The organism is Deltaproteobacteria bacterium, from assembly GCA_020845775.1.
In the GTDB taxonomy this organism is placed as follows: Bacteria; Bdellovibrionota_C; UBA2361; order SZUA-149; family JADLFC01; genus JADLFC01.
The window spans coordinates 16,192-30,278 of record JADLFC010000127.1 but is presented as its reverse complement, the minus strand read 5'-3'; the positions used below and the strand labels follow the sequence as shown (position 1 = coordinate 30,278).

9 protein-coding genes are annotated in these 14,087 nt (G+C 46.2%); 6 read left to right on the top strand and 3 right to left on the bottom strand.

Features of this window, described 5'->3' with window-relative positions; translation table 11 throughout:
* Window positions 1-147: 147 nt before the first annotated feature.
* Complete coding sequence (locus IT291_08560; protein ID MCC6221274.1) at window positions 148-1,500, bottom strand: sigma-54-dependent Fis family transcriptional regulator; 1,353 nt, start codon at window positions 1,498-1,500, stop codon at window positions 148-150.
* 201 nt (window positions 1,501-1,701) lie between these two features.
* On the opposite strand from IT291_08560, the gene galU reads away from it, so the two are divergent.
* Entirely contained in the window at window positions 1,702-2,571 is an 870-nt protein-coding gene (gene galU / locus IT291_08555; GenBank protein ID MCC6221273.1) for a UTP--glucose-1-phosphate uridylyltransferase GalU, read from the top strand.
* 45 nt (window positions 2,572-2,616) lie between these two features.
* Window positions 2,617-8,982: a UvrD-helicase domain-containing protein gene (locus IT291_08550; protein ID MCC6221272.1), complete on the top strand. Its 6,366-nt coding sequence runs from the start codon at window positions 2,617-2,619 to the stop codon at window positions 8,980-8,982.
* Between the two features lie 40 nt (window positions 8,983-9,022).
* Here the strand turns inward: IT291_08550 and IT291_08545 are convergent, their stop codons facing one another.
* Complete coding sequence (locus IT291_08545) at window positions 9,023-9,745, bottom strand: putative metal-binding motif-containing protein (GenBank protein ID MCC6221271.1); 723 nt, start codon at window positions 9,743-9,745, stop codon at window positions 9,023-9,025.
* 331 nt (window positions 9,746-10,076) lie between these two features.
* On the opposite strand from IT291_08545, the gene IT291_08540 reads away from it, so the two are divergent.
* Window positions 10,077-10,964: a type IV pili methyl-accepting chemotaxis transducer N-terminal domain-containing protein gene (locus IT291_08540; protein MCC6221270.1), complete on the top strand. Its 888-nt coding sequence runs from the start codon at window positions 10,077-10,079 to the stop codon at window positions 10,962-10,964.
* Between the two features lie 47 nt (window positions 10,965-11,011).
* On the opposite strand, the gene IT291_08535 is transcribed toward IT291_08540, so the two are convergent.
* Window positions 11,012-11,869 (bottom strand): hypothetical protein, encoded by an 858-nt coding sequence (locus tag IT291_08535; protein MCC6221269.1) that lies wholly within the window; start codon window positions 11,867-11,869, stop codon window positions 11,012-11,014.
* A gap of 352 nt (window positions 11,870-12,221) precedes the next feature.
* Between IT291_08535 and IT291_08530 the strand changes: the two genes are divergently transcribed.
* The 3 genes from IT291_08530 to nusB all read left to right on the top strand — a co-directional run bounded on the left by IT291_08530 (window position 12,222) and on the right by nusB (window position 14,006).
* Window positions 12,222-12,755, top strand: a complete 534-nt coding sequence (locus IT291_08530; protein MCC6221268.1) for a hypothetical protein — start codon at window positions 12,222-12,224, stop codon at window positions 12,753-12,755.
* A gap of 167 nt (window positions 12,756-12,922) precedes the next feature.
* Window positions 12,923-13,420, top strand: a complete 498-nt coding sequence (locus tag IT291_08525) for a 6,7-dimethyl-8-ribityllumazine synthase (protein ID MCC6221267.1) — start codon at window positions 12,923-12,925, stop codon at window positions 13,418-13,420.
* A gap of 64 nt (window positions 13,421-13,484) precedes the next feature.
* On the top strand, window positions 13,485-14,006 hold the full coding sequence (gene nusB, locus IT291_08520; protein MCC6221266.1) for a transcription antitermination factor NusB: 522 nt from the start codon (window positions 13,485-13,487) through the stop codon (window positions 14,004-14,006).
* Window positions 14,007-14,087 lie beyond the last annotated feature (81 nt).

Sequence of the window (14,087 nt, the reverse complement as noted above, 5' to 3'; positions counted from 1 at the left end):
TATCTAACCTAAGTCGAATTGGACAAAACTTTGCAGGACTGTATAGAACCACTTAAAATTAACATCCAGTAAACACATTAGTACTATTTTAGCCTAAAGTCGGCAAATTTTGAATAGTTTATTGGGCCTGGCAAAAAGATAAAGTAATTAAATGGGCTCCAACTCATAGTCTTTTATCTTGTTTAATAGCGTTTTGTAGCTAACACCTAGTATCTTTGCGGCTTGTGCTTTATTGCCGTGAGTCCTATTAAGCACTTTTGTTATTAGGTCAGTTTCAGTGCTGCGAATATTTTCCTGGACGACAGTGTGAAGGCTGTTGTCGGCGTTTTTCTTGACAGAGTTCTGGTTTCCCGGCATGAGGTTGAACGAGGCAGGAGTTAGAGCTTTGTCGGAAAATATTAATGCTCGTTCTATGGCGTTTTCTAGTTCTCTAACATTCCCTGGCCAATGGTAGATGCTTAAAACTTGTTTGGCCTCAGGGGTTATTTCCGGAATATCAATTGAGAACTCGTGGCATAGCGATTTTAGGAAATAGTTCGCTAGCAATAATATATCCTCTGGTCGCTCGCGAAGAGGAGGGATTTCTAGGGCCACTACTCCAAGGCGATAGAAAAGGTCTTCGCGAAAGGCTCCCGCGCTAATGGCTTCTTTTAAATTAGCATTAGTAGCTGAGACAATCCGCACGTCGATTTTCTTGAATTTAGTGCTGCCCAGACGTTTGATCTCGGATTCTTGCAGAGTTCTAAGCAGCTTGGTTTGCAATATTGTTGGCATATTCCCGATTTCATCCAGGAAAATGGTTCCCATATGGCCCACTTCAAAGAGACCACTGCGCGGCTCAGTCGCGCCCGTAAAGGCTCCTGCTTCATGGCCAAAAAATTCGCTTTCTAGCAGTTCGCTAGGCATCGAGCCGCAGTTTATGCCTATAAAGGGACTGGCACTCCTATGGCTGTGTTCGTGTATATAGCGTGCAATTAGCTCCTTGCCGGTTCCGCTTTCGCCGAGCAGCAACACCGGAGAACTAAGAGGGGCGACTTTTCGAGCGTGCTCGAGCATTTCCTGAGCAACTTCGTTTTGTGTTATAAAACTTCGCTGACGTCGAGCAGTTCTGCCGGTGGAGCGATCGATGATGCGGCGGTGCTCAGCGATTTGCTCTAAAATATTAATCAGAGCGGAGGGAGAAAAGGGTTTTGTGATAAAGTCAATTGCGCCTAGCTTCATTGCTTCTACGGCGATATCTATGCTTCCATAAGCTGTCATGACGACAATGGGCAGGGAGCCACGCATTTTTCGCGCCTCCCTGACAAGGTCTAAACCATTTAGGCCAGGCAGTTTTAGATCGCTTAGTACTAGACTAAATTCCGATGAATTTATTTGAGATAGTGCGTCTTCGGCAGTGGCGCTTAGCGTAACATTCCAACCCTGGGCTGTTAGAACCTCAGAGAGACTTTCTCTCAAAGTATCGGCATCTTCGACTATTAGGATGTTTTCCATTTTCATTTGCCTGTATTACCTTAACAAACTACAAGCAAAATCGGGGCCAGTTCTAAGCTCTTGAAATGATTAGTTGATTGTGCTGTAATATGCGCCGTTAGAGAAATTAAGCGAGCGAAAATGTGCTATGTGCGATAGAAATTGCACACGTGTTGTAGTTTGGACTTGCTTTGTTTAGATTGTTGAAAAAGGGATAAGAGGTATGTCATGTCGATAAGAAAAGCGGTGATTCCAGTTGCGGGGCTAGGAACGAGGTTTTTGCCGGCTACAAAGACAGTTCCCAAGGAGCTGTTGCCCATAGTCGACATACCTATAATACAATACATCGTAAAGGAAGCGGTCGATTCGGGGATTGAGGAAGTAATTCTCATAACGGGTCGAGGCAAGAGTTCAATAGTCGATCACTTCGATCACTATCCAGAACTGGAGCAGAAACTCGAAAGAGAGGGTAAGACTGATCTTTTGGAGAGTCTGCAGAAAGCTAGCTCCATGGCAAAAATTGTCACAATGCGACAGCGCGAGCCAAGGGGTTTGGGGCATGCAGTGCTTTGTGCTAAGAATTTAATTGGCAACGAACCCTTCGTGGTCTTATTGGGAGATGATTTGGTTGATTCTGCGACGCCCTGCACCAAGCAAATGATGAATGTCTTTTCCGAATACCAAACTTCCGTTGTTGCTTTGATGCGCGTGTCGAACGAAGATGTGCCGAAATTTGGAATTTGTGGCGGACATTTAGTTGGCGAGCGCGTATATCAACTGGATTCCATGGTCGAAAAGCCCAATCTCGAAGATGCGCCTTCTAATCTAGCAATAGTTGGAAGATATGTTCTAAAGCCCTCTATTTTTGAATACTTGGAAAGGACCAAGCCTGGTAAGGCAGGAGAGATACAACTTACAGATGCCATGGATAGGATGATGAAAGTGGAAGGTTTTTTGGGATATGAGTTTACCGGTCATCGCTATGATGCTGGCGATAAACTCGGCTATCTACAAGCTGGCATTGCGTTTGGCCTAAAGCGACGCGATATTGCGCCGCAACTTAAGGCGTATATACGCGAGCTTGCAAAGCAACTATAGCGCGGTTGTTTTGCGAAGCAGTTTTATTGCTAACCCCATGTGCAGATGAAGAGCTTAGAATCGTTTCTCGAGACTATCAGCCGAAAAAGCACATGGGTACTTTCTGAGACGCGTCTTAGAACTGCCTTGCTAAATCAGTGGATAGAAACTGTTGGCAAGCAAGAGTGTCTACGAGCTCTAACCGTTAACGATTGTCTTCTTGAAATACTAAACAAAATTTCGCTTTGGGAGGCCGAAAGTCTTTATTCGAGGCTATCTCCCCGCGAAACGGAGCTCGCATTTCACGCGCTCATCGAGAGCAGCCGCACGGCATTTTCGACACTAACGTTGTCGTTAAGAGATTGGATGACCGCAAGTGCCGAGGGGTTTCTAATTGGGCCTCCGAGCGAGATTGTCGGGATAAAAACCTTCATTGACAACGTGCGCCTGCATGAGACGGATGAGGTATTTTTTAAGGCTGCAATCGATGAATGGGGGAATGCCAAGGAAGATAAACGCCGGCTCGAAGAGTTAATTCTCTTAAGAGACAAGTACCAGGCGTTTATGCGCGACGAGCGCCGCGTAGATCAAGTAGAAGTGCTGGCCATTCTAGTTGAAAAGCTAGACTCAGAGAGGTTCTTCGGTAGAGCTGGAGCGCTGGGGTTGCCTGAGGCAATTGTATTAGCAGAGCCAAACATTATGCACGCGCTGGAGCGCAGGTTGTGGCTAAAGATTGCTAGATTAGTTGAGCTTCACGTGCTGGTGCCACCGTCGGTTCTCAATACCGAGGATGAACTCAAGCCGTCTAATAGACGGCTTGCTAGCATGCGGTCGTTCGTGCAACAAGACGGACATAGTTTTTCCTCATTACACGAGCTCTATGGGGATAATGCGAGTAGAGAAAGCACGGTACAATTTGTTTTTGATGGAGATTCTAGACAGAAAAAGCCATCTGAGGGAATATCGGTATGGCGATGCGATACTAGACGACAGGAAGTGAGAAAGGCTGCGGAGGCGATTTCCCACGCAGTTTCCAAAAAAATAGCTAGGCCAAGCGATTTTCATCTGATTGCATTAAATCTCGATGCGTATTTGAATTTTATTCAGGAAGAATTTTCACGCGTTGGCATGCAATATTCAATGGCTAAGGGGAAGCCGCTTCGGCACTCAGCGCCAGCACTTGCCGCGAAGTTGTATTTTAACTGGCTGGAGAGACCTTCTTTAGAAACAGCTTATAAGTATTATAAGAACTCCTTTGTAGCTACTCCGCAGCTTGATAGCGAGAAGCTCGATCGCTTTGTAAAATCGCATTCCGATTGTTTGGAGCAAATCTCAGCTAGTAAGGTTTTTGAGGACACATTTGGAGGTTTTTCGTGGGGGCATGTTACAAAACTTCCGCCTTCACTCAATATTTTTAGCCTTTACCAGGAATTTAAATACCTAGGCAGTCAGTACGCGCTAATTGAGAGCGAGAACTGGGCTAGGCCAATACTCGAGTACTACGGCCGTAAGTTGTCGAACCTCGACATGGACGTTTATGTCAGCGCAGCAAGTCGCCAGGCATTATGCGAGCAGTGCCTTGAAATGCTTAAGAATCTAGCAATATTGGATGGCGAACTTCAAACTGTGTTATCGCTGCTCAAGTTGCACACGAGTTGTGCGGAACTAGGTGCGGCTATTCGCAAGGAGTTTTTTAGGGGCAGAGCAAGGTTGCGGATACTGAGGGAAGCAATTGCTGGTAGCGAGGACAGCGGCGCGCTAGAGGATCTTCGCGTCTTCGTTAAAAGTAGTCGCGAGCTTAGGCGGGTGTTTTCTAGTGCGATTAGCTCTATAAGCTTTCAGAGTCGCATCTCAGGGAAGCAAGCGGGTGGTTTTAGGGCGTTTATGGGACATTTCTTTTCTCACTTGGGCTCGGCAAGCCTGCTGTCTCCCATAGATCCGAATGCCGTAGCAGTTAGCGAGCTACTGGACGTTCGCGGCATGCGAGATAAGTTCAGCATAGTTCTAGGTGCTACAGCGGAAAGTTTTCCACTGGGAAGCGATAGCGGCGAGTCAGCAGGGCCGTTTCAGGTTGAACATGTTTATCAAACGCATATCCAGAAAATGTTCGAGTCATACGGACTCATGTCTCATCTGATTCGCTCAGCGAGGGAGCTAGTTATAGCCTATTGCGATAGAGAGGAAATCGCCTGCAGTAACATCCCAGCTACTTTTGTTAGGGCGCTTGAGTCTCTAGCGCGTGGCGGCTTGCAGGACTTAGAAGTGTTGCAGTGTCCTAAGGAAACGCAATTGGAGCCATTTGGAAACGGAGTGTCCTTGCCGCTTGATGATGAGAGCAGAGCGCGAGCTAGGGAATTGCTTTCAAGCCGCAGTGGTTCTGAGTTTACAGCGTACGATGGCATGTTAAGCCCTGGCGTTTGGGATCTATGTCTAGGCTATGCCGAGGGGCAGGGTTTTGTTAGCGGAGAAGTAAACCGATATTCAGTATCTTCACTCGAGATGCTGGCAGACTGTGCGCATCGCTTCTATTTTCGCTATGTATTGGGGTTATCTACCAAAGAGCGGAGTTACCTCGATGAGGTAAATGCCGAGATTGGGAGCATTGTACATAGCTGCTTGGAGCGTTTTTTTTCGCACTACGTGCTGCGGGGAGAGAGTGTGGGGAAGGACAACTTTAGCTCTGCCTGTCAGTTGATGTTGAAGATCGCAAAGGAGAGGTTTCTTGAGAGCGACATAGATTGGACTAGTCATCCACTGCTTAGAGGCGCTCGCCAGAAGGTAATTGCTGGTTTAGAGCATGGGCAGTACGCGTACTCGGGCAAACAAGGGTTTTTGCGGGCAGCCATATTTTATCAGGTGGAGTTTTTAGAAACCTGGCCAAAATATTTAGAGTATAGCTTTGGTCGAGGATTGGGCAGCGGTCGAGCTTTAAGTCTTAGACACGCAGGTGAGCGTGGCGAGGTGTTAATTTCTGGAGTGATTGATCGAATTGACGTGTTTAAGATTACTTCTAACGAAGGACAGGTAGAAGCAGAAAGTAAGGTGGCTATTTGGGATTATAAGACCTCAAAATATCCACCAACGTTAAGGGAGGTCGAGGGGGGAAGCAGTTTGCAAATGGCTCTCTATGCCGCTGCCGTAAGACAAAATATTTTGTTGGATAGATACCCCTATAGGGGAGGAATTATACATTTAGCTAAGCCTAACAGAAGAGATGCGGAGATGTTGTCCCTACGTAAGGGCGTATTAATTGAGCATTTAGCAGCCGCTGCTGGAAATAAGAATGCTTCGGCTGAGTATTTAGATGAAACGGAAGTGGAACGTCGAGTCGAATGGGTAAAATCGAGGGTGTTAAGCCTAGATAGCCTGGCTCGAGATGGCTGGTTTTGCCAGAATCTCGAGACGGAAAGCTGCTTTGTTTGCGAGTTTAACAAGATATGTGCCCGCAACGAGGTGTTGTTGGATCGAAAGCTAGGCAATCATTCAGGCAGGCGAGCAATAGTGTCAAAAAGCGGTGGCGATACGGCTCGGCGGGAAGTGTTCCATTCGACGAAAGGGGTGAATGCCAAACTTTCGCCGGAGCAGGAGGAGGCATCGCAGGTGAGTAGCAGTGTTGCGTTAATTGCAGGAGCGGGTTCGGGCAAAACTCAGGTGCTACAAACGCGAATACTTCGCCTCATCTTAAGCGGAGAGCCAGCCCAATCGATTCTCGCGATTACATTTACAGAAAAGGCTGCATGGGAGATTAAGCGGAGAGTAGAAGATGCTATTTGGAATGCAATTCGAAGCAGTGTATTTGAGGATAGGCTTTTAAGTGAAGTGGAGCGCCAAAGATTGCTCGAGGCTGCAAGTATTTTTCCAGTCGTTCAGATTAGCACAATTCATTCGTTCGCTTCATCTGTGATTTCGGCGGCTGGCGGTGTCGCTGAGGCGTGCCGTATTGGCAATGTCGTTAGTAGCCTGCAGCAGCGTGAAATGATTCTGGAGGCTACGAGAGAGATATTAACTCATGGAGATACGGCTCGTGAGGTTGATGCCATATTGGAGCAGGGAGTGTCTTATAAGTGTTTGGAGGAGGAGGTTGTAAAAATGGTTTCCTCTCCGCGGACGCTTGAGGGTTTGGCTAATTACGTGGATTGTGGCGAAGTCGAGAGATATCGAGATTCGCACCGAGGAGTTAGGCACGTGTTAAAAGGACTTTTGCGCCAAATTCGTGACAACGCCGTGGGTAAGGTGGGCCGATTTCTCGAGGAGTGGATAGCAGCGTTTTTACCTTGGCTCTCTAGCTCCGATGATGGGGGCATGGAGGAATTGCAGAAAGAGACATTTGAGGTGCTCGGACACAAGGTAAGCGAAGTATTGGCGGCTATCAAAGCTGACGAAATGTCGGATGAGTTGATAGCTCGATTGGCTGAGTTAGAGGGATTCTTGGATGAACATAAGGCTTTTGCGAAGCGCAAGAGCAAGCATAATCCCCGGAATTTTTGGAAGGAGTTAAGGGAGGAAATAATTGCTTTAAATCCTCAGTCTCTTAACTGGAATCTCGAGCGCGAAATGGAGGGTGTAAAAATTGCGCAAACAGTATGTCGCTTTGCTCGCAAAGCATTAGAAAAGTATTCGTCGAAAAAAAAACAGGGCGGCTTGGTCGACTTTGAGGATTTGGTCATTGAGGCTAGGAGAATACTTTGTGTTCCAAGTGAGGGATCCGAGTTTGCGGCACACAGAGCAGTTGTTGCTAAGTTGCGAAGAAAGTTTCGCCATATAATGGTAGATGAATTTCAAGATACAGATAATTATCAATGGGACATTGTTCGAGCGATTGCTAAAGGTGGAGGTGATAGCGCGGACCGCAGCGTCTTTTTGGTGGGCGACTGCCATCAGGCAATATATGGCTTTAGGGGTGGCGATGTTAGGGTGTTTAGTAGAGCGGCTAGAGAAATTGTAGATAGCTTCGGCAGGATTCTTACTTTGCGCGATAACTATCGCACTCGGCCTGAGATACTGCGCTTTATTAATTGTTTTTTTAATGAGCTGTTTAGTGCTAGACAGCTTGATTCTGGAGACGCCAGCATAGCTAACTCGTTTAGCGAGTTTTATCCGATGATAGCAAAAAGGGCGAATGAGGAAACTAGCGGCGAGATTGCTGCTGTTAGTGTCTTGGATGTTGGAGGCAATATATCGGGCAGATCTGGAGCGGAAATATTAGAGGCTGAAAATGTGGCGCTTTTTATTGAGTCAGTTCTTTCTAGCCTGGAGGGAGAGACGGCAGAGTGCAGTGCTCGTTGGTCGAGATTGCAAAACGTAGCTACTGGGCGGAAAATTGCAGTACTGTGTCGCACTTCTAAGCAGCTACTGCTAATGGCGCAGGCTTTGTTAGCGCGTGGCATTGAGCACAGCGTTTCGCACAGCTCGGGTTTTTACGATTTAGAAGAGATAGTGTATCTGGAAGCCTTGCTTAGATTTTTAAACGATCCGACTAATTCGATTTATCTAGTTGGATTGCTTCGCTCGCCTCTTTTAGGCCTTAGCGATAGAGAGCTTGTTGAATTGTATTATCAATTGGGCTGCAACTGGAACAACTGTTTCGAAACTAACCAAGCAGGCGGTGTTGGGGGGAAGTATACAGCTGCGGTAAAAAAAATTAAGAAGTGGATAGCGCTAAGTAAAATTATGCTTGCCTCCCGAATGTTAGCATTAATTGTTACTGAAAATGGCGTGTGTGAGGCGTACCAAGCTGTGGGGCGAAGCGATGCGGCGAGCAATCTTCAATTTTTTATAGATGAATTGCGCTCTGCTGAACTTGAGAATGAGAGCGACGGAAGTATTTTGGGGGCCTTAAATTTTCTAGAGGCGCGGCGCTGGGATTCTGGCAAAAGTATGAGTGGAGACGAATCCTCTTATGCGGTTGTGTTGATGACTATTCACGGCGCAAAGGGCTTAGAGTTCCCTATGGTGATATTGCCATTTTTGTCCGCTAGAAAACGCGCTGATGGCGGCGATTTTATTTCGGCTCGTATCGCGCTTAGAAATGAGCTGGGGACGGAAGAGGAGTTCGATTTTCTTGGCATCAAAGTCGAAGATGAAAATGCCGATTACAAGCGCAGTGAAACCCTAGTTAGTCGCGCGATAAGAGAGCAGAACAGAGGGCTTTCTATCGAAGAAGAAAAGCGTTTGTTTTACGTAGCTTGTACTAGAGCTAGGGATTATTTAGTTCTTCCTCTTCGCCATTCGCGTTCTTTTTCGTCTGAACAGAAGACTATAGAGAAGAAAAGCAAGGAGGAGAAGTGTGAGGTGTTAGAGTTTTCCGATTCCCCGTATAATTGGTTAAGGCATATTTTGGTAACCGACGACCCAGATAGCCCATCGCGCTGGATTATGCACGATAGCTGCGAAGATACACCTATAGAACTGCCCGTGGTTAAATTAAATTAGGGGCGTGTGAACAACCACGCCCCTAAAGTACTACCTCGTACTACTTGCGACCGAAAGCTGCGCCGCCTGATTGAACTACTAATGACTCTAACGCACTAGGAGCTGCCGCGCCTGCCTGTGAGCAGAATGCATTAACTGGCACGCAAACTGCGCGAACACAACAGCTATTTACAAAGCAGATGGCTCCGTCTGCGCAGTCATCCGATGTGACGCAATCGGCAAGTCCACTACACGGAGTAGCGCCGTTTACGCAAAGGCCACCACCTTCTGCCGTCGATCCACAAACGCCACTGCTGCCGCAATTTCCGCCTGCGTTACACGTTGTAAATGTTTCGCAGGTTTGACCAGTACACTCTGGGTCTGGTCCACCGCAAACATCATCTTCATCAACTAGGCCATCGCAATCGTTATCTAGTTGATCGCATTCCTCCACCCCAACTGGCGAAACATTCGCATTGGTGTCATCGCAGTCAGTGTTGTTCGATACAGAGCCATCCCCTGGATCGTTACATGCCAACACGCCTTCTGCGTTCACATCGCCAAAGCCATCGCCATTAGCATCTGGATAGAATGCCGTTGGCGCTACATCGCCATGAGCAATGTGCGCATTGTAGGCCGCACTCCCTACGGATATGAGCACGTAGGGATTCGCCCCGTTGGTCCTATGACAAATAAAAACCTTTCCGTTCTCAGCAAACGCTGGAGCAACATTTGATAAAAGCAAAACCGAACATGCTAACAAGCAAAGTTTAAGTTTTCTCATTTGTATATTACCTCTTTTGTGTATTACCTCCTTATTAAGTTATGACACCTACCCTTTTTTTACGGGCGGCATCGTTCAAGAAGTGAGCATAGTCCTTACCTTGGAAAAAGGGAACTATGTAAACAGCAGTGAAGCCGTGCTTATTTATTCCGTATTGCGCAAAAGATTCAGGCACCTAATTCGTCCGTAACGAAACGACAGGCTTGCTGTTTGGCTTAGTGTCATATCAAAAAAAAGTGGCGTCTTGATAATGTTTGGGATAATCGAATATTCGTCTTTTGTTGCAGTAAAGGTCTTAAGTTGGATGAGTAAATTAACGGATAAATAGGTTATGTTTTGCGCAAAAAGAAAATTATTACATATTACAAGTATATTATTTGCAGTGCTTTTGTTCGCTATGAATCCCGGGGAGAGTTATTCAGCTCCGACAGAGGCGGAGTTTAATACGATACTGGATTTATCTGGTAGGCAGCGCATGTTGTCTCAGAAGATGGCGAAAGAGGCGTTGCTGATCCTAAAAGGGGTTGATGCAGCTAAGAACGGCGAAAGCCTTAAGCAAACAATGGCATTGTTTGAGAAGACTCAGCAAGGCTTAATTTCGGGTGATGCGGCCTTGGGTTTGCCGGCTAGTGGGTATTCGAGAATTAATCGCGACCTCGAAGAGTTAAACAAGACGTATGCTGAAGTTAAGGCTATCTACCAAACAATTGTCGATGGCGGCAAGCCAAGCGATGAGCAGATGAAGAGCTTGGAAGTGCTTAGTGAAGAAGTGTTGGTAAAGGCCAACAAGATAGTTGGGCTCTTTGAGCTGGAGGCGAAAGCGGTTATTGGCGTAAAGGGAGACCAAGAACTAGCAACTCTCATAAACATTGCTGGTAGGCAGAGAATGCTTAGTCAAAAGATGATTAAGGAATTTCTTTTGATCAGCTTAAGTGCTAGCGGGGATTCTAATGCAAATAAGCTTACGGCCACTATAACTCTTTTTGAGACATCGCTAAAAGGCTTGAAGGAAGGGAGTCCGGCTATGGGAATTCCTACTGGCGCAAAAGATCCCGAAATTTTAACCCAGTTAAATGCAGTCGAGAAGATTTGGGGAGATCTTAAACCATTGCTTGCTGCTAAAGATGCAGGCGTAGATGCTTTGGCAAAAACGGACAGCCTCAGTTTAGAACTGCTTAAGGAGTCAAATAAGGCAGTGCAGATGTTGGCTAAGAAGTAGGCAGTGCGTTAATGCCTATTGGGCGTGTCAGAGGACACGCCCAATCTTTACTCGCAAATCAGAGTTACACTTCCTTCTTCTCCGTCGAACGTCGCGGTGCCGCTTAAAGTAACATGTGTGAGTGCTGATTCATTATCTGGTTCGACATTGCCTTCGACGCTAAGAGAAGTTCCCGGCATGATTGTCAAAGTGCCTTCGGCCTCACCTGTGTCTGAAACGACTGAAAATGATGCATCGATAGTTATTATGCTATCCGCCTTGCAAACATCTTCGAGTTCGCAAGGGCTAGCTTCAGTGCTAGAGCTCGAAGTAATTCCATAACTAGAGTCGCTCAGTTGTGAGGCAATGATCTCAATATCATTTGCCGCTACTGTTGACGACGTGGTTTTTATTTCAAGTGCACACGATTCTAACTCTGTGTCTCTTCTAAGCACCGTTAATGCTGGAGAAAAAGTCGTGTTGCCGGCAGCATCCGAAGCTTCTATTCGAAGCTGGACTGGTAAGCCAGCACGAATTTCTGCATCGGGAGGCAGTTGCAAAATCGAATTTTCTACCAACAGCGACGCTGGAAAACCTAAGAAATGATCGACCAGCCTCCATCTCGTATCAGTAGTTCGCCTAATCCACGCGCTTGTCTTAATGTTTTCCTTAGGAGAATGATCCTCGTCGTTATCTGTGCAGTCCCACTTAAGAGAGAAAGGAGATTTGGTGGTCCTAGGAGCTTCGACTTGGCAACGCGGTGGCACTAAATCTCCGTCTCCTTTGTATTCCTCAGGCGAACCCCCAAAATCGGTAGTTTCAGCCAGAGCATGTTGTGGGGTAAAACTTAATGCCATGGAAAAAAACACGGTTAGTGCAGGCGATGTATTGCAAATTGTCGATTGGATTTTTTTTCTATTTTTCATTGTGTGTTTTTCTAATCTTTATTTCTGGTTACTGATGCTCTAATTATATTTGATAAGTCCATGTTTGGGGAATGGTAAAACTTGCTACACTAGCCTCATTAACGCCGTTGCTACTGATCACCTATTCGATGCCAGCGGAATAACGATCGTTGTCCGAATCTGAGTTATTAGCCATCGCGTCAATAAGGCCGTCGAGTTCGTCGGAAATGTCGTCAAGATCCACGTCTTCTGCTTGTGTTTCGTCGTTAGCCTCAGGAGGAAAAGGATCGCTTTTTTTTTGTGCTTTTGGTAGCTCTTGGGGTATAAGTACTAAAATATTTTACCAACAGAAAATATTGTAGAGAGGAGCGGCATGTTAAATCGCAGATCGATAGCAGTGGCTTTAATTGTTTTAGCGGCGGCGGCGTGTAGGCTAGTGCCACATGTCCCAAACGTTACGCCAATTATTGCTGTTGGGGTTTTTGGCGGTGCTTATTTGCGAAATACATTTTGGGCATTTGTTGTAGTATTTGTCAGTATGTTCGTGTCAGATTTGGTTCTCGGCCTGCATTCGACTATGTTTTTTGTGTACACTTCTTTGTTTTTAGCAATTTTTGCGGGCTCCATAGTGAAGGATAAGAGTGGCTTTTTACCCCTGTTAACCGTTACATGTGCAAGCTCGACTGTGTTTTTTGTGTGGACAAATTTCGGAGTATGGCTAGTTGAGGGTCTTTATCCAAAGACTTTATCCGGCCTGTTGTTGTGTTACGGCGCTGCGATCCCTTTCTACGTGACACAACTAATAGGGGATGCCTTCTTTATATCTCTCTTATTTGCCGTTTTCTTGGTGTTTGAAAAGCTCTATTTCTTGCAACAGCCTCGCTACGTTATGAGAAACGCTTCTTAGCCATTGCTATGAGGATCGTTTTGGGCGCGTCTCTAAAGCTTCCTTTGAGGTTGTCTTCCTCATTATTTTGCTATATAATACGTCGCTTTGCATGGGGAGCGGTAATTCCCTAACTGGCTCTTTTGTTTGAGCTTGGAAGTGTTAGTTCTTTGAGGAGATTTTCTATAATGTCTGCTGGCAGAGTCACTAATCAGATACATGGCGCCATAACATGCAGTAATAGCAGTTTTGCAATTGTGGCAAGCCGTTTTAACGGACAGGTTACGCAGTTATTGGTCGATGGTGCCATCGATGCGATTATTCGCCATGGTGGCAGTGAGGGAGGGGTTACTGTTGTTCGCGTGCCTGGAAGTTTTGAAATTCCGGTAACAGTGAGAAAGCTTGCCCTGTTGGGGAAATTCGATGCGATAATTGCGCTGGGTACCTTGATAGAAGGAGAAACAGATCATTACAGGCTTATATGCGACGAAGTCGCATCTGGCCTAATGCAGGTATCGCTTGAGACATTGACTCCGGTTACTTTTGGCGTGCTCACAGTTAAGAATAGCGAGCATGCGAGGGAGCGAGCTGGGGGAAAAGCAGGGAATAAGGGTTGGGAGGCCGCGGTGGCAGCAATTGAAATGGTAAACGTCCTGTCGCAAGTGGAGAAGTTGACTGTTTCATAGTTGTTATAAAGGGATTTGTTGGGAAAGAATTGGCCGTAGAATAAACAAGGGAGAAGCTATCCTTATGGGAGTAAGACGCCAAGCTCGTGAGGCCGCATTGAGGGCTCTGTTTATGTGCGACGCACTAGACTGTTGGAACGTAGAAACGGTCGACCTTTGTTTTAAACATTTTGGCGTTTCGACCATAATCGCAGATTATGCGCGTAACCTGTGTTACGGCGCGATCGAGAATAAGCAAGTTTTAGACGCGAAAATTTCTTCTGCTAGTGAGCATTGGAGCTTAAGTAGGATGACGCGCGTAGATCGCTCAATCCTTAGAATGGCAATTTTTGAGATGCTTTACCAAAACGATGTGCCCCTAAATGTTGCCATTGATGAGGCAATTGAAGTGTCTAAGCGATATGGTTCAGAGAGCTCCTCGGTCTTTATCAATGGAGTCCTCGATAGGGTCGCTAGCGATATTAGAAAAGGGCCAAAAGCGATCGAGTCTAAGAAAACCGATAAAAATGCCAATTCTAGCGCCGAACAAGAAGGTGAAGATGATTCTGAGCATGTGCCTCTGCTCGCTAGTGGCACCACCGGTTAGCAGCTAGAAAAACCACTATAGTCCTGTTTGGTCTTCCGCAAATTCTATTAAGAGTCTATTCTTATCTACTCTAATTGACTT